This window comes from Rhizobium sp. LjRoot30, from assembly GCF_964253915.1.
In the GTDB taxonomy this organism is placed as follows: Bacteria; Pseudomonadota; Alphaproteobacteria; order Rhizobiales; family Rhizobiaceae; genus Metarhizobium.
In genome coordinates, this window is sequence record NZ_CAXUSG020000001.1 from 701,271 (window position 1) to 721,236 (window position 19,966).

Genomic DNA, 19,966 nt, shown 5'->3' on the forward strand with positions numbered 1-19,966 from the left:
ACAAGTGTATAATAATTCGACACGCAAGGGAGACAAGCGTGATCAGCACTGGCATGTATCTGACAAAATTGCTGGAAGCCTATGGCGTGGATACCGTCTTCGGTATTCCTGGCGTCCACACCGTGGAGCTTTATCGCGGCCTGGCCGGCAGCACGGTTCGCCATGTGACGCCTCGTCACGAGCAGGGCGCCGGCTTCATGGCCGATGGTTATGCCCGCGCCACCGGCAAGCCGGGCGTCTGCTTCATCATCACCGGCCCCGGCATGACCAACATCGCCACCGCCATGGGCCAGGCCTATGGCGATTCGATCCCGATGCTGGTGATTTCGACCGTCAACCAGCACGGCCGCATGGGTTCCGGCGACGGCTGGCTGCACGAATTGCCGAACCAGCAGGCGCTGATGAGCCAGGTTTCCGCCTTCAGCTACACCGTCAACCGACCGGAAGAACTGGCGCTGGTTCTCGCCCGCGCCTTCGCCGTGTTCGACAGCGAGCGGCCCCGCCCCGTCCATATCGAACTGCCGATCAACGTCATGCTCGCCGATGCCGGCCACCTGCCGGTCCCGGAAAAGGTAACGCGGCTTTCACGCCCCACGGGCGATGTCGCGGCGATTGCCGCTGCGGCAAAGGCGCTGGAAGGCGCCAAGACGCCGGTTATCCTCGTTGGTGGCGGCGCGGCGCAGGCTGCCGAAAGCGTGCGGGCGCTGGCGGAAAAGCTCGATGCCCCGGTCATCTCCAGCACCAACGGACGCGGCATCCTGCCCCCGGATCATCCGCTCAACGTACCCTTGTCGCCAAGCTGCGTTTCGTCGCGCGCGGTGATCGAGGCGGCCGACGTCGTGCTTGCCATCGGTACCGAATTCGGTTCGACCGATTACGACATGTATGAGGACGGCTTCTTCCAGATTCCCGGCACGTTGATCCGCGTCGATATCGATCCGAAGCAGATCATGCGCACCCGTGCCGCCGAGATCGGCATTGTCGGTGATGCCGCTGCCTGCGCCGATGCGCTGCGGGCCGCCCTGCCGGGTGGCAAGCATGACGGTGCGGCACGCACCGCAGCGGCCATCGCCAAGGCCCCCGCCGATCTGACGCCGGCGATCCGTGGCGACCTTGCCATGCTGGCCACCATCCGCGATACGCTGCCGGACGTGCTGATCGTCGGCGATTCCACCCAGCTGGTCTATGCCGGCAACCTCGGCTTCCGTTCGGGACAACCGGGCAGCTATTTCAACTCGGCGACCGGTTACGGCACGCTGGGTTACGGCCTGCCGGCGGCCATCGGCGCCAAGGTCGGCCAACCCGGCCGGCCAGTCGTGTCGCTGGTTGGCGATGGCGGCCTGCAATTCTCCATCGCCGAACTGGCCTCGGCGACCGAAGCGAAAACGCCGCTGATCCTGATGTTGCACAACAACAACGGCTACGGCGAGATCAAGTCCTACATGGTCTCGCAGAACATCCCGCCGCTCGGCGTCGATATCTATACGCCCGACCTTCTGGCGATCGGCAAGGCCTACGGCTGGCATGCCGAGGAACTCGCGCATTACGCCGACCTGCCGGCTGCCCTCAAGGCCGCCGCGGCCCGCGATATCCCGACAATGCTGCACTTCGGCGATGAAGTGCGCGCCGAAGCCGCAGAAGGGGCGCCGGCCGTTTGAGGAAGAACACAGCGGTTGGCCTGTCGGCCAGCCGCTACTCCTGTACGCCGGCAACGACTTTCTTCGTTCGGCAACACATGACCGGGTAGCTCAGTTGGCCGATTTGACGCGCAAGCCGTCGAGCAGGATCCGGAAACCATCGACGGCCTTTTTCGACGTCGCTTGCGGATCTTCCGAATTGGCGATCCATAGCGCTGCCTGGCCGCTGGCGCCGTTGATCAGGCGGGCGGCCGTCTCCTCGTCCAGATGTGCGGGAATCTCGCCATCGGCCTTGAGGCGTTGCAGGTTCCGGCTGGTCGCGGCAATGCAGCCGCTGGCGGTCGGCCATTGCGAGATGTCACCCAGCACGGCGGCGCCGTCGCGAAACATGATGCGCTGGATTTCCGGCTCGAGCGCCATCTCGATATAGGCAACGCATTCATCGACGAACCCCTGCCAACGCGTCGGCGCATCGGCGGAAATCTTGCAGAGCCGCGCCGACATTTCCGCATCGATCTCCGTCACCACTGCCTGCAGCAGACCCTTCTTGTCGCCGAAATGGTGATAGAGAGCGCCGCGCGTCAGCCCGGCCTCCGCGGTAAAATCGTCCATCGATGCCTGGGCATAACCCACAGTCCCGAACGCCCTGCGCGCGGCAGCAAGCAGCTTGGCACGTGTTTCGGCAATCATCTCCTGGCGTGGTTTGCTCATGAATTTTCCTCATTCACATACGCAGCGTATTTTATTTGACATACGAGACGTATGCAACTAGCTATTCACATACGCTTCGTATGTAGGCTGCGCATCTGTTTCGTCAAAGGATGACCCCATGACCAATCCTTACAGAGAAATCTTCCTGATACCGGGAGCAAAGGCGTTCTCGCTCGCCGGCTTCTTCGCCCGCCTGCCGATTGCGATGGCGCCCATCGGCATCGTTGCCATGCTGTCGCAGACCCATGGCGAATACTGGCTTGCCGGCGCCGTCTCGGCGACCTATGCCCTGGCCAACGCTTTGATTTCCCCGCAGATCTCGCGTTTCGTCGATCGCCTTGGCCAGACGGCGGTGATCGTTCCGACGACGATCGTTTCCGTTGTCGCCTTTCTGGCGCTGATTGCCGGTGCCAACCGGAATTGGCCGGAATGGACGCTCTTTCTCTCCGCCCTGCTCGCCGCCTCGATGCCGAGCATCCCGGCGATGCTGCGGGCACGCTGGACGGAAATTTTCCGCGACCGACCGGAGCTGAACACGGCTTTCGCCTTTGAATCCGCTGCCGACGAACTGGTCTACATTGCCGGCGCCTCGCTGTCGGTGGGGCTTGCTGTCTCCCTGTTTCCCGAAGCAGGCATGCTGATCAGCACGGCGTTTCTTGCGCTCGGCACCACGGTCTTCATCCTGCAGCGCTCGACCGAGCCGAAGGTCAGGCCGTTTCAAAACGATGGTCCGCGTGGTTCGGCGATCCGTCAACGGCCGGTGCAGATCATCACGCTCGCCTTGATCTTCGTCGGTTCGATGTTTGCAACGGCAGAAGTCAGCGTCGTCGCCCTCACCAAGGAACTCGGCCAGCCGGATGCGGCAAGCCTCGTCATCGGCGTCTATGCGCTGGGATCCTTCATTGTCGGCCTTGTCCTCGGCGCGCTCAATCCATCGCTGCCGCTGCATCGGCAGTTGCTGCTGGCGGTCGCCGTCCTCGCCGTCACTGCCGTGCCGCTGCTGTTTGCCGCATCAAGCGTCACGGCTCTGGCCATCGCCGTCTTCATCAGCGGCATCGCCATCTCGCCAACCTTCATCACCGCCTTCGGACTGGTGGAGCGCCGGGTTCCGGAAGCCATGCTCACGGAAGGCGTCACCTGGGTGATGACAGGGATCGGCATCGGCATGGCGCTGGGCGCCTTCCTTGCCGGTTGGGTGGTCGATACTTTTGGCGCGCCGTCCGGCTTCTGGGTGTCAGTTGCCGCCGGGATCCTCACCGTGCTGACCGTCGGCCTCGGCCAGCGCAGTCTGTCCGGCGAGAAGGATCGCTCCGGCGCCGTGGCGGTCGCGCAGGCGGCTGAATGACGATTTGGGGACCCGGCCGGTATAACGGGTTTTCAGAAACAAGCTGCGGCGCCTTTCGGCACCGCAGCTTTTGACGTGCGAGGGGCAGGCGGCTGCATGGGAAGCCGCCTTGTCGCCTCAACCCTGCTGGGGAAAAACCCTTGCCCGACGAAGCCGGATCACGCCATGGTCGCCGGCCTTGACCTCATTTTCCGGCGCGACGTCGAATTCCAGCGCTTCGCCCGTTTCGGTGGAGGCAATGACGCGGCGGCTGCCGGGGCGGTCGAGCACCTGCGAAATGGTGGCGGGAATGCCGGCGCCGTCCAGTGCCCAGTCGAGGTCGGTCGGCCGCACATAAACATCGGCCGGTCCGTCCGGGCAGCCGGGTGCGTCGATTTCGCCGGACGGCAGGGCGGCTTTTCCGGCTCTTACGGTGGTGGAAAGTGTGTTGGTATCGCCGAGGAAACGCATGACGAAAGCCGAGTTCGGCGCGCGGCAAACCTCGTTCGGCGTGCCCTGCTGCACGATCTTGCCTTCGTTGAGGATGACGACGCGGTCGGCGAGATCGAGCGCTTCTTCCTGGTCGTGGGTAACGAACAGAGTGGTGATGCCGAGTTCGGCGTGGATCTCGCGCAGCCAGCGGCGCAGGTCGCGGCGGACATTGGCGTCGAGCGCGCCAAAGGGTTCGTCGAGCAGCAGCACCTTGGGATCGACGGCCAGCGCCCGCGCCAACGCCACGCGCTGCCGTTGGCCGCCGGAGATCTGTGCCGGAAAACGGTCCTGGAGGCCTTCGAGCTTGACCAGCCGCAGCAGCTCGCGAACCCGCTTGGTGATCGCATCGGGCGAACGCCTGACCTTCGAAACCTTCATGCCGAAGGCGATGTTCTCGCCGATCGTCATATGCGGGAAGAGGGCATAGTGCTGGAAGACGAAACCGACGCCGCGGTCGCGCACCGGGATGTTCGTGGCATTCTTCTCGCCGAAATAGATGTTGCCGCCATCGGAATATTCGAGGCCGGCCACCATGCGCAGGATCGTCGTCTTGCCGGAACCGGAGGGGCCGAGCAGCGCCACCAGCTCGCCGCTTTCGATGTCGAGCGAAACGTCGCGTACGGCGCGGAACGTGTCGAAGGTCTTGACGACTTTGTCGAGGCGGATCTTCATGATGTCTTCTCTGCAACTTTGGAAACGGGGGCGGCAAGTGCCGGACGGCTGGAGCGGCGGCCGGCGCCGCGACGCTCCAGCGCCACCTTGGCGACGATGGTGACGATGGCGATCAGCGTCAGGATCGAGGCGGCGGCAAAGGCGCCGGTCGTCTGGTAATCGTGGTAGAGCAGTTCGATATGCAGCGGCAGCGTATTTGTCTGGCCGCGGATGTTGCCGGACACGACCGAGACGGCGCCGAATTCGCCCATCACCCGCGCATTGCACAGGATGACGCCGTAGAGCATCGCCCAACGGATATTGGGCAGCGTCACCGAAAAGAAGGTCCGCCAGCCGGAGGCGCCGAGCGAGGTGGCGGCCTCTTCCAGGTCGCGGCCCTGCGCCTGCATCAGCGGAATGAGCTCGCGGGCGACGAAGGGCGCGGTGACGAACATGGAGGCAAGCACGATGCCGGGCAGCGCAAACAGGATCTTGACCTCGTAGGCATCCAGCAGCGGACCGAACAGGCCCTGCAGGCCGTAGACGAAGAGATAGGCGACACCGGCGACGATCGGCGAGATCGAGAAGGGGATCTCGATGACGACGAGCAGGAAACGCCGGCCGGGAAAATCGAACTTGGTGATCGACCAGGCGGCGGCGACGCCGAAAGCGGTGTTGAGCGGCACGGCAATCAGGGCGGTGACCACCGTCAGCAGGATGGCATGCAGCGTATCGGGATGGGAAATTGCCGCCGCGAAGACGGAAACTCCCTCCGAAAACGCCTGCGCGCCGATGACGATCAGCGGTGCCAGCACCAGCAACGCACCGAGCAGCAGCACGACTGTTATCAGCGTGCGGCGAACCGCCGGGGTATCACCGACGCGGGGCGGTTTTTTCGATTTGGCCTGCTGCATGGTCAGTTCCGGATCGTGTAGCGCAGGGCACGCGCCTGCAGCAGGTTGGTGAGCGCCAGCATCACGAAGGCGGTGATCAACAGAACGGAGGCGATCGCCGCGGCCGCCTGGTAGTCGTATTCCTCCAGCCGGATGAAGACGAGCAGCGCGGTGATTTCCGTTTCCATCGGCTTGTTGCCGGCGATGAAGATGATGGCGCCGAACTCGCCAAGCGAGCGGGCAAAGGAGAGAGACAGGCCGGCGAGCAGGGCAGGGGTCAGGAGCGGCAGGATGACCTTGCGGAAGATCGTCCAGTCGCTGCCGCCGAGCGATTGCGCCGCCTCTTCCAGCGCCGGATCGAGATCCTCCAGCACCGGCTGCACGGTGCGGACGATGAAGGGCAGACTGGTGAAGCACATGGCGATCATGATGCCGATCGGTGTATAGGCGACCTTGATGCCGAGCGGCGATAGCAGCGAGCCGAACCAGCCGTTATTGGCAAAAAGCGCGGTGAGGGCGATGCCGGCCACCGCCGTCGGCAAGGCGAAGGGCAGGTCGACAATGGCATCCACGAGGCGCCAGCCCGGAAAGCGATAGCGTGTCAGAACCCAGGCGAGTGCCAGGCCGAAGAACAGGTTGAAGACGGTGGCGGCCAGCGCACAAAGCGCGGTGACGCGATAGCTTGCCACGGCGCGCGGCGACGAAATGATTGCCCAGTAATCCTGCGGACCGAGGCTTGCCGCCTTGAAGACGAGGGCCGCCAGCGGCAGCACGACGATCAGGCCGACATAAAACAGCGTGACGCCGAGCGACAGATGCAATCCTGGCAGGACATTACGTTTCAACGGGTTTCCCTTCACCTGAAATCGAAACGCCCGCCGGACGTGCGCCGCGGCGGGGTGGGTTGTTGTCCCTCCCTGGTCATCCTCGTCTTTGAGGCGAGGATCCAGCAGAGGCTTCGGCGATGACTAGCGAGGCAAGCCCGACCATGACGGACGGAGGGGCGCGGCATGGCAATCACCTGAAGAACCCCGGCGGGCTTTTGCCTGCCGGGGTCCGGTTGTGTCAATCGGCTTTACGGTTCAACGTTCGCCGTAGAGCTTGTCGAGGATGCCGCCGGAGGCGAAGTGTTCCTCCTGGATCTTCTTCCAGCCGCCGAACACGTCGTCGACCTTCACGAGGCGGATTTCCGGGAACTTGTCCTTGAACTCGGCAACCACCTTTTCATCATGGACGCGGTGGCCGAATTCGGCGGCGATGCGCTGGCCTTCCTCGGTGTAGAGGAAGTCGAGGTAGCTCTTGGCCAGATCGCGCGAACCGCGCTTGTCGGCCACCTTGTCGACGACGGCGACCGGAAACTCCGCCAGCAGGCTCACCGAAGGCACGACACTTTCGAACTTGTCGGTACCGTATTCCTTGGCGATCGAGCGAGTCTCGGCTTCGAAGGTGATGATCACGTCACCGATTTCGCGCTCGACGAAGGTCGTCGTCGCCGCACGGCCGCCGGTGTCGAACACCGGAACGTTGTCGAAGATCTTCTTGACGAATTCCTCGACCTTGGCTTCGTCGTTGTTGAACGCTTCCTTGGCGTAGGCGGTGGCCGCCAGATAGGTGTAGCGGGCATTGCCCGAGGTCTTCGGGTTCGGGAAGACGATCTTTACGTCGTCACGGGCAAGATCGCCCCAGTCCTTGATGTTCTTCGGATTGCCGGCGCGCACCAGGAAGGACGGAAAGGAATAGAAAGGCGAGGCATTGTTCGGGAAATTCTTCTGCCAGTCCGGCGAAACGAAGCCGTTCTTCGCCAGGAAATCGATGTCCGTCACCTGGTTGAAAGTCACGACGTCGGCTTCCAGGCCTTCGACGATGGCGCGGGCCTGCTTCGAGGTGCCGGCATGCGACTGATCGACCTTGACACCCGGATGCAGCTTGACGAAAGCCTCGTTTTCGGCGGCGAAAACTTCGCGGGCGACGTCGTAGGACGCATTGAGGATCGTGGTCGGCGACTGGGCAAGGGCCGGGCCGGCAAGGGTGGCCAGGGCGGCGCCGATAAGCAGAAGGCGTTTCATGGATGTCTCCGCGGAAATTTCGCTAAATCTGTGATGCTCCGGAAAATAGCCGCGGGAGACAAGGAGTACGAGACATCCGGGTCTTTGCATCCGCGGCAGGATAGAAAGATTCACTCTTAAACGGGCATTTTGCGGGAGAAGATTTCCGTTGCTGCGAAACCGGGACGTCTGGGCCGTCAGGTGATCCGCTTTGTGTTGCCGCACTGCAACAAAAGTGACGGGAAAAGCTGCGACATCGACTGGGACTCGTGGCATAAGGGCGCCGCAACAATCCCGGGCGCCGAAGACACATGATCCGCATCGAAAACATCAGCAAGCAGAACAGCCACCGCATCCTCTTCATCGAGGCGTCGGCAGCGCTCAACAGGGGCGAGAAGATCGGCCTCGTCGGCCCGAACGGCGCCGGCAAGACGACGCTGTTCCGGATGATCACCGGCGAGGAGCAGCCGGACGAAGGCCAGGTCTCCGTCGATAAGGGCGTCACCATCGGCTATTTCGACCAGGATGTCGGCGAGATGTCCGGCCGCAGCGCGGTGGCCGAGGTGATGGACGGCGCCGGGCCGGTCAGCACCGTCGCCGCCGAGCTGCGCGAGCTCGAAGCGGCCATGGTCGATCCGGATCGTCTCGACGAGATGGATGCGATCATCGAACGCTACGGCGAGGTGCAGGCGCGCTACGAGGAGCTTGACGGCTACGGCCTCGAAGGCCGGGCGCGCGAGGTGCTGGATGGCTTGAGCTTTACCCAGGAAATGATGGACGGGGACGTCGGAAAATTGTCCGGCGGCTGGAAGATGCGCGTGGCGCTCGCCCGCATCCTGCTGATGCGCCCGGATGTGATGCTGCTTGACGAACCGAGCAACCACCTCGACCTCGAAAGCCTGATCTGGCTGGAGCAGTTTTTGAAGGGTTATGACGGCGCGCTTTTGATGACCTCGCACGACCGCGAGTTCATGAACCGCATCGTCAACCGCATCATCGAAATCGACGGCGGGTCGTTGACGGTCTATTCCGGCGACTACGGTTTTTACGAGCAGCAGCGGGCGCAGAACGAAAAGCAGCAGCAGGCGCAGTTCGAGCGCCAGCAGGCGATGCTCGCCAAAGAAATCAAGTTCATCGAGCGTTTCAAGGCACGTGCCTCGCATGCCGCGCAGGTGCAGAGCCGCGTCAAGAAGCTGGAGAAGATCGACCGCGTCGAGCCGCCGCGCCGGCGCCAGACGGTCGCTTTCGAATTCCAGCCGGCGCCGCGCTCGGGCGAAGACGTCGTCAACATCAAGAACGTCCACAAGGCCTATGGCAGCCGCAACATCTATTCCGGGCTGGACTTCATGGTCCGTCGCAAGGAGCGCTGGTGCATCATGGGCATCAACGGCGCCGGCAAGTCGACGCTTCTGAAACTCGTCACCGGCACGGCGGCACCGGATCAGGGCACGGTAACGGTCGGCGCCAGCGTCAAGCTCGGTTATTTCGCCCAGCATGCCATGGACCTGCTCGACGGCGACGCCACCATCCTGCAATGGCTGGAGGAAGCCTTCCCGAAGGCGGGCCAGGCGCCGCTGCGGGCACTCGCCGGCTGCTTCGGTTTTTCCGGCGACGATATCGAGAAGAAATGCCGGGTGCTTTCGGGCGGCGAGAAGGCTCGGCTGGTGATGGCGCGCATGCTGTTCGATCCGCCGAATTTCCTGGTGCTCGACGAGCCGACCAACCACCTCGACCTCGACACCAAGGAAATGCTGATCAAGGCACTGTCGGAATACGAGGGCACCATGCTGTTCGTCTCGCACGACCGGCATTTTCTCGCAGCCCTGTCAAACCGTGTGCTGGAACTGACGCCGGATGGCATCCATCAGTATGGCGGCGGTTACACCGAATATGTCGAGCGCACCGGTCACGAGGCGCCGGGTCTGCGCAGCTAAGCAATTGCAGCAAAATGCGGGGCGGTTTTTCGTCCGGAATTGCGTAAAACAAAAGGCTGGAGCGTTCTCGCGTTTCGCGGAAATGCTCCAGGCAATCTTCTACAATGTGAAAAAGGGCTTGCAAGCGAGCGCATTCAAAGTTATCTCGACGAATGTAATGGTATTACATTACGAAAATCAATGGAAGATGCGCCTTCCGACAACCATCGAGGTGAAGATGCAGAAGATGTTTGGAGGCCGGCGGGCCGGTCTTGTCCTGGGAGCCGTACTGGCGCTGGTTACGGTGTCGATGACGGCCAACGTGGTGGGCGCCGCGTCGGAAAAGACCCATAACCATACGCATTCCGAAAACGCCAAGGATGTCTATCACGGCTACTTCGAGGATGATCAGATCAAGGCTCGGCCGCTTTCGGATTGGCAGGGGGAATGGCAGTCGGTCTATCCCTATCTTGTCGATGGCACGCTGGAGCCGGTTTGGGCCCACAAGGCGGAAAGCGGCGACAAGAGCGCTGCTGAAGTCCGCGACTATTACGAGGTCGGATACAAGACAGATGTCGATGGCATCGTCATTGCCGGCGACAAGATCACCTTCACGCGCCAGGGCAAATCGGTCTCGGGACAGTATGTGACCGACGGCCACGAGATTCTGACCTACAAGAAGGGAAATCGCGGCGTTCGCTTCATTTTCAAAAAGACGGACGGTGATGCGGATGCGCCCGGCTTTATCCAGTTCAGCGATCACAAGATCGCGCCGGAGAAGGCCGATCACTACCATCTCTATTCGGGCAATGATCGCGCGGCCCTGCTGGAGGAGGTGACGAATTGGCCGACCTACTATCCGGCGTCGCTCGACGGAAAGCAGATCGTTGATGAGATGATCCAGCACTGATCGCTACAAGCAAATTCGGCTTGGGCGCCGCCCTGCACGACGGGGCGGCGCTTTTCATGGTCTTTCCTGCAATCAGGGTCGAGATGAAATATTGACCTGTGCCGCAGTGCCGACATTCATGAAGGAAATCTCGGCGCCGTCGCGCGTCCAGATGGCGGAGCGGGAGATTTCGGAATCCTCGGCCATATCAGGCGTGCCGAATTCCTCTGTCAGTGCCTTTTCCAGCGCCCGGCCGTCATGGGTGGCGTAGACGCAGGCGCGGTGGCCGTTTGCGCCATGGGCGATCCAGAAGGACAGCGCGTCGGCTTTGCCTTCCTCGCCGCGCTGCCAGCCGGACACCTCCACCGGACCGCCGAGGTAATTAAGAAACGAAGCGCGCCAGTTTTCCAGCTTGGCCTCGTCCATCCGCGGCCAGCCGAAACTCTCCGCCTTGCGAAGGGCCTCGGCGAAAACCGGGGTACGGCAAAAATCGTAGAGTTCGGAAATGGAGATGTCGCGCGGCGCGGCCGTCGCGGGCAGCACAAGCGTGACCGCGGAAACCATCATGGCCGCGGCTATGGTGCGGGCCAGCTTCAACGCGGCGATCATGAAGGCTCCCATCCTGTTTCCCTGCCGCCTGAACTAGGGGTATTCCTCGGGAGAGGCAAGGGCGGGCAGGCCTGGCGATGCAGGCCCTGTATTACCCCCGCGCTATCGCGGATGGAACGAGAGGGCGCCTTCTGCCCCTTCTCCCCGGCGGGGAGAAGGTCGCGGCAGCGGGATGAGGGGTGCCACACGGCAAAACCTGTCCGTGTAACCCCCTCATCCGACCCTTCGGGCCACCTTCTCCCCGCCGGGGAGAAGGGGAGGTTCAGATACCAAGCTTGTCGCGCATGCCGTACCACCAGGCGCCGAGCATGGTCAGCGGCACGCGGAACGTCTTGCCGCCGGGGAAGGGGTAGTTCGGCAGCGAACTCCAGATGTCGAAGCGCTCCGCATGACCGGCGACAACCTCGCCGAGGATCTTGCCGAGCAGGTGCGTCGTCGTCACGCCGTGGCCGCTGTCGCCATGCGAGAAGTAGACGTTGTCGGCCAACCGCCCCATATGCGGAATGCGCGTCAGGGTCAGCGCAAAATTGCCGCTCCAGGCATAGTCGATCTTGACGTTTTCCAACTGCGGGAAGGTCTTCAGCATGTTGGGGCGAATGACGCCGGTGAGGTTGGCCGGGTCCTGCCCGCCATAACCGATACCGCCGCCGTAAAGCAGCCGGTTGTCGGCGGTGCGGCGGTAATAATCGAGCACGTAATTGGCGTCCTCGACACAGTAGTTGGCCGGCAGCAGATCTTCGATCAGTTCTTTCGACAGCGGTTCGGTTGCCATCACCTGGCTAGAGACCGGCATCATCCGGTCGCCGATCTGCGGCAGAAGCTTGCCGAGATAGGCATTGCCGCAGACGAGTACATATTTCGCCTTCACCGCGCCGCGCTCGGTACGGACAACAGGATTGGCGCCCATGCTGACGGATTCGACGCGGGAGTTTTCGAAGATCCGGCCGCCCTGGCTTTCCACCGCGGCGGCTTCGCCGAGAACGAGGTCGAGCGGATGGATATGGCCGCCGAGCTTGTCGATCATACCGCCGACGTAGCGGTCGGCCTTCACGTATGTGCCGATATCGGCCTTGGAGACCATCTCCAGTCCGCCATGGCCGTGCTTTTCCCAATGGGCCTTGTGGGTCTCCATCTCACGCACCTGCTTCGGCGTGAAGGCGGCGAAGAAACCGCCATGCACGAGGCCGCAATCGATGGCGTATTTGGCGACACGGCCGCGGATGATCTCGCCGCCTTCCAGCGACATGGCGCCTAGTTTTACGGCTTTGTCGCGGCCGTAGCGCCCGGCGATGGTTTCGAGATCGCGGCTGTAGCCGTTGACGATCTGGCCGCCGTTGCGCCCGGAAGCGCCGAAACCGATGCGCACCGCCTCGACGACGGCGACGGAATAACCACGTTCGACGAGTTCGAGCGCTGCGGAGATACCGGTGAAGCCGGCGCCGATGATGCACACATCCGCCTCGATCTCACCCTCGAGCATCGGTCGAATCCGTTGGTCCCTGGCGCTTGCGGCATACCAGGAGGCGGCGTGGCCGGGGTTCGTGCTGGCAGAGGAAAGTTTGGCGTTCATCTCAGACAATCCTGATGTATGCGTCGTATTCGACGTCGGTCACGCGCAGCGAAAACTCCGAAAGCTCCTGCTGCTTGCAGGCGGTGTAGAGCGCGCGGTATTTCTGCCCGAGCGTCGCATAAGCGAAGCTGGACTTTGCGAAACGCTGCAGGGCGTAATCCCAGTTGGTCGGCAGCGGCTCGTGGTTGATGGCGTGATCGTCGCCGGTGATGGCGCCGCCCGGTTGCAGCTTTTCCTTCATGCCGGTCAGCGCTGCATTCAGGATCATCGCCAGAACCAGATAGGGATTGGTGTCGGAGCCGGCAACGCGGTGCTCGATGCGGGTTGCGGGCTTGGAGGCGGTGATGACGCGCACGGCGGCCGAGCGATTGTCGAATCCCCAGGAGGCATAGGTCGGCGCATGTTCGCTCGGCCGCAGCCGGCGATAGGAATTGGCGTGCGGCGCAAACACCGCCATGCTCTCGCCCATGTTGGCCAGAAGCCCGCCGACGGAATGCATCAGCGTATCGGCCGGTCCGTCCTCGCCGACATAGATGTTGCGGCCGTTTTCGTCGAGTACGGAGAAATGCACGTGCATGCCGCTGCCGGCCTGCCGGCCGTAAGGCTTGGCCATGAAGGTGGCGTCGAGATCGTGCTTGCGGGCGACACCCTTGACGATGCGCTTCAGCAACACGGCATAATCGGCCGCCTGCAGCGCATCCGGCACGTGGTTGAGGTTGATTTCATACTGGCCGGGGCCGTTTTCGCGCAGCGTCGTATCGGCGGCGACCTTCTGCGCCTTGCAGGCGATCGAGATGTCGTGGAACACCTCCTCGAAATCCTGCAGTTCGGAAATCGACAGCACCTGCGTCTGGCCGGTATGCCAGCGGCCCTCGCGGGAATTCGGCGGCCGAACGGGATCGAGCGCCGAACGCACCGGGTCGATCAGGTAGAACTCAAGCTCGGTGGCGACGACCGGTGTCAGCCCGGCCTTCTTGTAGCGCTGCAGCACCTCGGCCAGCGTCTGGCGCGGGTCGGCGAAGAAGCCGCTGCCATCGGCATTGTGCATGCCGAGCATCACCTGCGCCGTCGGCCGGTTGAGCCAGGTGACGCGCGACAGGGTTTCGGGAACGGGGAAGCAGATACCGTCCGGATCGCCGGTTCCTTCGGCAAGGCCGGCTGTATTGACGTCGCGCCCCCAGACGTCGAGGGCATAGACGGAGCGGGGGATCGCCATGCCTTTGGTCAGCACGTCGAGGGCGCGTTCGCGCGGTATCCATTTGCCGCGCGGCACGCCGTTGACGTCGATCACGAAGGCTTCGAGAACCTCGATATCCGGGTTCTCACGCAGGAAATCCTGCGCATAGGTCATATTGTCCATAAGGCACCAAATTGCTGAAATGTTCTGATCTACGGTCGCGGGCGTAGAAGCGCCCGCGCGAAAAAGGGTCGTCGCTAACGATAGCCCGTCTCTTCGTTGTAGATCAGAAACCGTATCATGCTCATGCCTTCACCGCCTTGCCGGGCGGCTCTTCCTCATGCTTCGTAAGTGATCTTGCCGTCGCAGATCGTCTTGATCGGACGAACTGCTGCCAGTTTTTCGAAGGCCGTCGCCTCGACATCGGCGTCGAGGATCACCACGTCGGCGAGATAACCGACCTTCAGCGAGCCCTTGCGGTCTTCCATGAACTCCACATAGGCACCACCCTTGGTATAGGCTGCCAGCGTCTCATGCAAGCTCAGGCGCTCGTCCTTCATGCCTTCCTTCCAGACACCGCGGGTCATCGCCGATTCGATGCAGTTCATCGGCGCCAGCGGCGAGACCGGCCAGTCGGTGGCAAAGACGATCTTGGCACCGGCATCGACGAGCGTCCGCCAGGCAAAGGCGTAGGGCCAACGCTCCTCGCCGATATAGGTGAGGTAGGGTTCCGTCGGCAGGCCGGCGCTGCCCGGCGGGTGCGTCGGCTGCATTGAGGCGACGGTGCCGAGTTCGGCAAAACGCTTGATGTCGTCGGGATGCACCACCTCGATATGCTCGATGCGGTTGCGGCTGTCGCGCTTGCCGTTGGCCTTGGCGGCGGCTTCGTAGCCGTCGAGCACCATGCGCACGGCGCCGTCGCCGATGGCATGCACGGCGATCTGCAGGCCGAGCTTGTCGGCAGCGGTGGTGATGCTGTCGAAATGCTCCTGGGTGAACAGCGCTTCGCCCTTCCAGCCCGGCTTGTGGCTGTAGTCATCCACGAACACGGCCGTCTCGCCTTCGGTCACGCCGTCGACGAACATCTTGACGAAGTCGCTGCGCAGCCGGTCGGTATTGAAGCGGGCGCGCCAGGTGGCGGCCTTGTCTTCCAGGTCGGAGAGCGGCATGAAATTCTTCATGTGGAAGGGAATACGCACGCGCACCGGCAGGGCGCCTTCCTTCTCGATCTCCTCGATCAGCTCCAGCTGGTAGAGGTTGCCGTCCATGTTCTGGATCGATGTGATGCCGAGCGAGGCGCAATAGGCCAGACCCTCTTTCAGCACGGCAATGTCGTTTGCCCGGTCTTCCGCCGTGACACCTTCCGGTTCGCCGCCGGTGCCGACGCCGAGCATTTCGCGCGCACCCGTCTTGCCCATGGTCGAAACCGGGCGGATGGCATTCGATTCACGCAGCTCGCCATTGGCCAGCCCGTCCTCGCCCATGACGATCTCGTTGCCGACGCCGACGTCGCGGCCATGCAGGATGCCGGCCTTTTCCAGCGCGATGGTGTTGGCCCATGCGATGTGGTGGTCGGGGGCAAACATCAGGAAGGGCCGGTCGGGCAGGATGCGGTCGAGGTGATGGCGGGTGACGCGCTCCTCGTCGGAAATGATGGTGTAGTCGGCCGACTGCGCCACGATCAGCGCCAGATCGGGATTGGCGGCGGCATAGTCGAGAACCGCCGTCTTCAGCGCCTCAAAACCCTTGACGCGGAACAGCGACAGCTCCGACAGCTCCACCGAGCCACCGAAGATGTGCACATGCGCATCGTTGAAGCCAGGCAGCACGCTCTTGCCTTCGGCATCGATCACCATCGTGTCCAGGCCAGAGAAGGCGGCAACATCAGCCTCGGTGCCGACGGCGATGATCTTGTTGCCGGCGATCGCCAGCGCTTCGGCGCGCGGCTTGGCCTCGTCCATGGTGAGCACCCGCGCATTGCGGATGATGAAATTCGCTTCGGTCTGCATGGTGTTCCCTCGTATGGTTCTTGTCTTTTAGAGCGCCAGGCGCCCGATGGCGCGGAAGAAGGAGATGGTGTCCTTCTCCATCGCGTCGTTGATCGGAATGGGCTGCGACGAAACAGTGGCGATCACCGTGTCGGTGGACGGATCGACCCACAGCCACTGTCCGTGGATGCCGATACCGCAATAGGAGCCGTCGGCCTCGCCGGTCTGGTACCATTTGCTGCGATAGCGGCCGTTGGCCAGCAGCTCGCTGCCGCCGTCGATCCAGGCCTGCCGGTCGCCGTTCTGCGTCATGTCGGCAATCCAGGCCGGCTTGACGATCTGCTTGCCGCCGATCGCACCGCCCTGGCGCAACAATTCGCCGACGCGGGCGAGGTCGCGGGTGGTGATATTGATGCCGCCGGCGGTGCGCGGGCTGCCCACCGCGTCGACGGTGACATAACCGTTGTTCTTGGCACCCAGCGGCTTCCACAGGAGTTCGGACATCAGGTCGGCGAAACGCACCCCGGTGATCCGCTCCAAGAGCATGCCGAGCATGTCGGAGTTCGGCGAAAGATAGGCAAACTTGCCGCCATGCGGCCTGCCGGCCTTCTTGAGCGACAAGAGGAAATCCGGCAGCGTTTCGCTGGGCAGGCCGGGGTCGCGTGGGTTCCACAGGGTGGCGCGGCGATAGCGGGCGAAGGCGCCGTTCGGATCGAGATAGGCTTCCTCGAAATCGAGGCTGACGCGCATGTCGAGCACATCGCGATAGGTGGCGTCGCCATAGGCGCTGCCGGCGGCTTCGGGAATATAGGCGGTGACCGGCTTGTCCGGGTCGATGACGCCCTGTCCTTCGAGAATGCCTGATATAAGCGCGGTCAGCGACTTGCTCACCGAAAAGATCACATGCGGCCGGTTCACGTCGGCATGCGGCGCATAATATTCGCCGACGATCTTGCCGTCGCGCATGACGACGAGGCCGTCGGTATGGGCGTAGCGCAGGAAGTCGCTGACCTTGGAAATGCCGTCAATGCCGGGGTCGATCGCTGCATCGGCGATGCTGTCGGCGGCGATTGCTTCTTCGGGTTCGACCTTGGCGCAGGTGATCTCGGCGGTCGGCACGAGGTCGCGAAGGTTCTGGAAGGCCCAGACATTGTAGGGGGCGGTTCGCCAGGTGGCGAGCGTCACGTCTGCGCGGGGAAAGCCATGCGTATCGGAAAAGGTGCGGGTCATTGCAATCATCCGCCGATGTGCGGAGGAGCAGTGTGCTCCTCCGCTCGGCAGTCCCAGTTTTGGCCTAAGCCGTTACTTCTGCAGTTCGGTCCAGATCTTCGTGTAGATTTCCTGGACTTCCGGAGGGCAGGCGAGGTTGAACTTGCCGGCGGCCTTCAGTTCTGCCGGAATGTTGATTTCCGGTGCGTCCTTCATGTCCGCGGGCATGAAGGCTTCCGAACCCTTGATGCCATTGCCGTAACGGGCAAAGGTCGAGATCATGCCGGCATTTTCCGGGTCCATGATGAAGTTGATGAACAGCTTGGCGTTATCGACGTTCTTGGCGTCCTTCAGGATGGAAGCGTTGTCCATCCAGATCGGGTAACCTTCCTTCGGATAGCCGTAGGCGACATCCTTGTTGCCGAGACGGGCACGGAAGGAGGCGCCATTCCAGTTCACGCCGGCCATCAGGTCGTTCTTGATGTACTGCTCGACGTTGCCGTAAGCCATCGAGGCCCACTTCGGCTTGGCGGCGACCAGGATGTCGCGGGTCTTCTTGAGGATTGCCTTGTCGCCGGTGCAGGGTTCGCCACCGGCATAGGTGACGGCCATGTGCATGACGTCGGACATTTCCGGAACGACGTTGACCTTGCCGACCAGTTCCGCCGGCGGATCGAGGAAGATGGCCGAGGTGTTGATATCGCCTGCGTAGGCCGACTTGTTGACGGTCACGCCGGTGGTGCCCCACTGCCACGGAACGGAGTAGTGGCGGCCCGGATCGAACGGTACGTCAACCCAGACCGGATCGACGTTCTTGAAGTTTTCCATCTGGTCGGGGCGCGACTCGAGCAGCAGCCCTTCGGAAATCCAGATCGGCATGACGCTGGCGGACGGTACGACGATGTCGAAGCCGTGGCCGCCCTGGCGGACCTTGGCAAGCGCGGTATCGTTCGAATCGTAGTCGGTGACGGTCACCTTCACCTTGAAGGTGTCTTCGAACTTCTTGATCATTTCGGGGCTAGTGTAGTTGCCCCAGTTATAGATGTTCAGCTCGCCTTCCGCATGCGCGATGGCCGTCGAGCCGAGCAGCGCCAGCGCTGCAAATCCCAGTTTCCGTTGCATGCATGTTCTCCTGTTATGATGTTTTTTCGTTTCTGCTGAGGAAGAAGAAGATTGTCACGATAGCAAACGACAGCAGCAGAAAGACTGTCGAGATCGCATTCATTTCAGGTGTCACGACACGGCGCAACTGCCCGAGCATATAGGTCGGCAGGGTGTCCTGCCCGCCGGATTTGACGAATTCGGTGATGACCACGTCGTCCAGCGAAATGACGAAGCCGAGCATCATGCCGGCGAGGATACCGGGCCAGAGCAGCGGTAGCGTTACATAACGGAAGGCCTGGAACGGCGTGGCGTAGAGGTCGGCGGCGGCGCGCTCCAGCGTCAGGTCCATGCTTTCCAGGCGCGCCCGGATCGGCAGGTAGGCGAAGGGAATGCAGAAAGCGGCGTGGGCGGCGATCAGGTAGCCGAGGCCGGAGTAACCGGTATAGACCTTGATCTGCGAGAAGAAGATCAGAAGTGCCACAGCCGTGACGATTTCCGGCACCAGCAGCGGCAGGTTGATGAAGGCATATTTGAAGGTCAGGCCGCGATATTGCGCCGTCCGCGTCGTGGCAATCGCTGCCATGGTGGCAACGATAGTGGCGAGGATTGCGGCGCAGATGGCGATCTGCAGCGAGCGGATCGACGCATCGACCACCTGGGTGTTGTTCCAGGCGCTGTGGAACCAGCGCAGCGAAAACCCTTCCCAGACCGCGATGGAGGTGCCGGCATTGAAGGCATACACCACCAGGGTGATGATCGGCATGTAGAGGCCGATGAAGCAGATCATGGCGATCGTGGAGAAGCCGGGGAGGCGTCTGACGGAGAATGGCCTAGCCATGGGAGCCTCCTGACCGGCTGGCGTTGCGCACATAATAGAGCATGGCGAACAACACGACGATGACGAGCGTGACCGACAGCGAGGCGCCGAGCGGCCAGTTGCGGCCCTGGCCGAACTGGAGCTCGATCAGGTTGCCGATCATCAGGTTCTTGCCGCCGCCGAGAACGCGCGGGATGACGTAGGAGGAGAGCGCCGGAATGAAGACGAGGATCGAGCCGGCGATCAGGCCAGGCTTCACCAGCGGCACGATCACCCGCATCAGCACGTTGAAGCGGCTGGCGTACAGATCATAGGCCGCTTCGATCAGCCGGAAATCCAGCTTGTCGATGCTGGCATAGAGCGGCAGCACCATCAGCGGCAGGAAGACGTAGGTCATGCCGACCAGGATGGCGAAATCGCTGAACATCATCGGGATCGGCGCGGCGATAAGGCCGAGCCCCATCAGCAGCGAGTTGACGATGCCCTCGTTGCGGATCACCTCCTGGATGGCGAAGGCGCGGATCAGCATGTTCGTCCAGAAGGGGATGGTGATCAGGAACAGCCAGATCTGCCGTGTATGCACCGGCCGCGTCGCGATGAAATAGGCAGTCGGGAAGCCGAAGATGACGCACAGCACCGTGGTGACGACGGCAAGCTGGATGCTGCGCAGGAAGATCGACAGGTGTGCGTCCGCCAGCGTGACGGTGTCGTCGAAGATGTCGCGGCTGAGGAAGACGTTGAACCAGGCGTCTGTGGAGAACTCCCACTTGACGTCGCCATAATTGCCCGGCGCCAGGAAGGAATACAAGACGACGATCAACAGCGGCCCGACGCCGGCGACGGCAATGAGGATCAGCGCCGGCGCACTAAGCAGCCAGCGGCTGCGGATGTCCTTCTTGCGGACCATTTCGCTTGCTTCTGCGGGGCTGATGGCCAT

Annotated in this window: 17 protein-coding genes; 4 read left to right on the forward strand and 13 right to left on the reverse strand. The window is 62.5% G+C overall.

From position 1 onward, the window contains the following. Positions 1–53 precede the first annotated feature (53 nt). Positions 54–1,658 carry a 5-guanidino-2-oxopentanoate decarboxylase gene (locus ACSQ3I_RS03480; RefSeq protein ID WP_435996279.1) on the forward strand — a complete coding sequence of 535 codons (1,605 nt, stop codon included), beginning with the start codon at positions 54–56 and terminating at the stop codon, positions 1,656–1,658. A gap of 90 nt (positions 1,659–1,748) precedes the next feature. On the opposite strand, the gene ACSQ3I_RS03485 is transcribed toward ACSQ3I_RS03480, so the two are convergent. Then, the gene (locus ACSQ3I_RS03485) at positions 1,749–2,348 is read right to left on the reverse strand and encodes a TetR/AcrR family transcriptional regulator (RefSeq protein WP_435996073.1); all 600 of its coding nucleotides are present in this window, start codon (positions 2,346–2,348) and stop codon (positions 1,749–1,751) included. Between the two features lie 118 nt (positions 2,349–2,466). Here ACSQ3I_RS03485 and ACSQ3I_RS03490 point away from each other — a divergent pair, with 118 nt between their 5' ends. Continuing rightward, positions 2,467–3,693 carry an MFS transporter gene (locus ACSQ3I_RS03490; protein ID WP_435996074.1) on the forward strand — a complete coding sequence of 409 codons (1,227 nt, stop codon included), beginning with the start codon at positions 2,467–2,469 and terminating at the stop codon, positions 3,691–3,693. Between the two features lie 117 nt (positions 3,694–3,810). Here the strand turns inward: ACSQ3I_RS03490 and ACSQ3I_RS03495 are convergent, their stop codons facing one another. The 4 genes from ACSQ3I_RS03495 to cysP all read right to left on the reverse strand — a co-directional run bounded on the left by ACSQ3I_RS03495 (position 3,811) and on the right by cysP (position 7,774). After that, positions 3,811–4,836: a sulfate/molybdate ABC transporter ATP-binding protein gene (locus tag ACSQ3I_RS03495; protein ID WP_435996076.1), complete on the reverse strand. Its 1,026-nt coding sequence runs from the start codon at positions 4,834–4,836 to the stop codon at positions 3,811–3,813. Beyond that, complete coding sequence (gene cysW, locus ACSQ3I_RS03500; protein ID WP_435996078.1) at positions 4,833–5,729, reverse strand: sulfate ABC transporter permease subunit CysW; 897 nt, start codon at positions 5,727–5,729, stop codon at positions 4,833–4,835. The genes ACSQ3I_RS03495 and cysW overlap by 4 nt, the downstream gene beginning before the upstream one ends. Before the next feature lie 2 nt (positions 5,730–5,731). After that, the gene (gene cysT, locus ACSQ3I_RS03505) at positions 5,732–6,553 is read right to left on the reverse strand and encodes a sulfate ABC transporter permease subunit CysT (protein WP_435996080.1); all 822 of its coding nucleotides are present in this window, start codon (positions 6,551–6,553) and stop codon (positions 5,732–5,734) included. A 237-nt stretch (positions 6,554–6,790) separates the two neighbouring features. Next, on the reverse strand, positions 6,791–7,774 hold the full coding sequence (gene cysP / locus ACSQ3I_RS03510) for a thiosulfate ABC transporter substrate-binding protein CysP (RefSeq protein ID WP_435996082.1): 984 nt from the start codon (positions 7,772–7,774) through the stop codon (positions 6,791–6,793). A gap of 290 nt (positions 7,775–8,064) precedes the next feature. Between cysP and ACSQ3I_RS03515 the strand changes: the two genes are divergently transcribed. Next, positions 8,065–9,687 (forward strand): ABC-F family ATP-binding cassette domain-containing protein, encoded by a 1,623-nt coding sequence (locus tag ACSQ3I_RS03515; RefSeq protein ID WP_435996084.1) that lies wholly within the window; start codon positions 8,065–8,067, stop codon positions 9,685–9,687. A gap of 217 nt (positions 9,688–9,904) precedes the next feature. Continuing rightward, positions 9,905–10,576, forward strand: coding sequence for a ZinT family metal-binding protein (locus tag ACSQ3I_RS03520; RefSeq protein WP_435996281.1), 672 nt, complete (start codon positions 9,905–9,907; stop codon positions 10,574–10,576). A 72-nt stretch (positions 10,577–10,648) separates the two neighbouring features. On the opposite strand, the gene ACSQ3I_RS03525 is transcribed toward ACSQ3I_RS03520, so the two are convergent. The 8 genes from ACSQ3I_RS03525 to ACSQ3I_RS03560 form a co-directional block, all read right to left on the reverse strand. Further along, entirely contained in the window at positions 10,649–11,176 is a 528-nt protein-coding gene (locus ACSQ3I_RS03525) for a hypothetical protein (protein WP_435996085.1), read from the reverse strand. A gap of 250 nt (positions 11,177–11,426) precedes the next feature. Beyond that, entirely contained in the window at positions 11,427–12,734 is a 1,308-nt protein-coding gene (locus ACSQ3I_RS03530) for an NAD(P)/FAD-dependent oxidoreductase (RefSeq protein ID WP_435996086.1), read from the reverse strand. 1 nt (position 12,735) lies between these two features. Further along, entirely contained in the window at positions 12,736–14,094 is a 1,359-nt protein-coding gene (locus ACSQ3I_RS03535) for a glutamine synthetase family protein (protein WP_435996087.1), read from the reverse strand. A 155-nt stretch (positions 14,095–14,249) separates the two neighbouring features. Then, positions 14,250–15,920 carry an amidohydrolase gene (locus ACSQ3I_RS03540; protein ID WP_435996088.1) on the reverse strand — a complete coding sequence of 557 codons (1,671 nt, stop codon included), beginning with the start codon at positions 15,918–15,920 and terminating at the stop codon, positions 14,250–14,252. A 27-nt stretch (positions 15,921–15,947) separates the two neighbouring features. Beyond that, positions 15,948–17,129, reverse strand: coding sequence for a serine hydrolase domain-containing protein (locus tag ACSQ3I_RS03545; RefSeq protein ID WP_435996089.1), 1,182 nt, complete (start codon positions 17,127–17,129; stop codon positions 15,948–15,950). A gap of 72 nt (positions 17,130–17,201) precedes the next feature. After that, positions 17,202–18,230 (reverse strand): extracellular solute-binding protein, encoded by a 1,029-nt coding sequence (locus ACSQ3I_RS03550; protein ID WP_435996090.1) that lies wholly within the window; start codon positions 18,228–18,230, stop codon positions 17,202–17,204. A 13-nt stretch (positions 18,231–18,243) separates the two neighbouring features. Continuing rightward, positions 18,244–19,050 (reverse strand): ABC transporter permease, encoded by an 807-nt coding sequence (locus tag ACSQ3I_RS03555; protein ID WP_435996091.1) that lies wholly within the window; start codon positions 19,048–19,050, stop codon positions 18,244–18,246. Continuing rightward, a complete protein-coding gene (locus ACSQ3I_RS03560) occupies positions 19,043–19,966 on the reverse strand; it encodes an ABC transporter permease (RefSeq protein ID WP_435996092.1) in 924 nt (307 codons plus the stop codon). The genes ACSQ3I_RS03555 and ACSQ3I_RS03560 overlap by 8 nt, the downstream gene beginning before the upstream one ends.

Bases quoted from the DNA above. Each gene is read 5' to 3' on its own strand.
- ACSQ3I_RS03525 (WP_435996085.1), bottom strand. From the start codon at position 11,176: ATGGGAGCCTTCATGATCGCCGCGTTGAAGCTGGCCCGCACCATAGCC.
- ACSQ3I_RS03480 (WP_435996279.1), top strand. From the start codon at position 54: ATGTATCTGACAAAATTGCTGGAAGCCTATGGCGTGGATACCGTCTTC.
- ACSQ3I_RS03490 (WP_435996074.1), top strand. From the start codon at position 2,467: ATGACCAATCCTTACAGAGAAATCTTCCTGATACCGGGAGCAAAGGCG.
- ACSQ3I_RS03530 (WP_435996086.1), bottom strand. From the start codon at position 12,734: ATGAACGCCAAACTTTCCTCTGCCAGCACGAACCCCGGCCACGCCGCC.
- ACSQ3I_RS03555 (WP_435996091.1), bottom strand. From the start codon at position 19,050: ATGGCTAGGCCATTCTCCGTCAGACGCCTCCCCGGCTTCTCCACGATC.
- ACSQ3I_RS03520 (WP_435996281.1), top strand. From the start codon at position 9,905: ATGCAGAAGATGTTTGGAGGCCGGCGGGCCGGTCTTGTCCTGGGAGCC.
- ACSQ3I_RS03545 (WP_435996089.1), bottom strand. From the start codon at position 17,129: ATGACCCGCACCTTTTCCGATACGCATGGCTTTCCCCGCGCAGACGTG.
- ACSQ3I_RS03515 (WP_435996084.1), top strand. From the start codon at position 8,065: ATGATCCGCATCGAAAACATCAGCAAGCAGAACAGCCACCGCATCCTC.
- cysP (WP_435996082.1), bottom strand. From the start codon at position 7,774: ATGAAACGCCTTCTGCTTATCGGCGCCGCCCTGGCCACCCTTGCCGGC.
- ACSQ3I_RS03535 (WP_435996087.1), bottom strand. From the start codon at position 14,094: ATGGACAATATGACCTATGCGCAGGATTTCCTGCGTGAGAACCCGGAT.
- ACSQ3I_RS03540 (WP_435996088.1), bottom strand. From the start codon at position 15,920: ATGCAGACCGAAGCGAATTTCATCATCCGCAATGCGCGGGTGCTCACC.
- ACSQ3I_RS03560 (WP_435996092.1), bottom strand. From the start codon at position 19,966: ATGGCCATCAGCCCCGCAGAAGCAAGCGAAATGGTCCGCAAGAAGGAC.
- cysW (WP_435996078.1), bottom strand. From the start codon at position 5,729: ATGCAGCAGGCCAAATCGAAAAAACCGCCCCGCGTCGGTGATACCCCG.
- ACSQ3I_RS03495 (WP_435996076.1), bottom strand. From the start codon at position 4,836: ATGAAGATCCGCCTCGACAAAGTCGTCAAGACCTTCGACACGTTCCGC.
- ACSQ3I_RS03550 (WP_435996090.1), bottom strand. From the start codon at position 18,230: ATGCAACGGAAACTGGGATTTGCAGCGCTGGCGCTGCTCGGCTCGACG.
- ACSQ3I_RS03485 (WP_435996073.1), bottom strand. From the start codon at position 2,348: ATGAGCAAACCACGCCAGGAGATGATTGCCGAAACACGTGCCAAGCTG.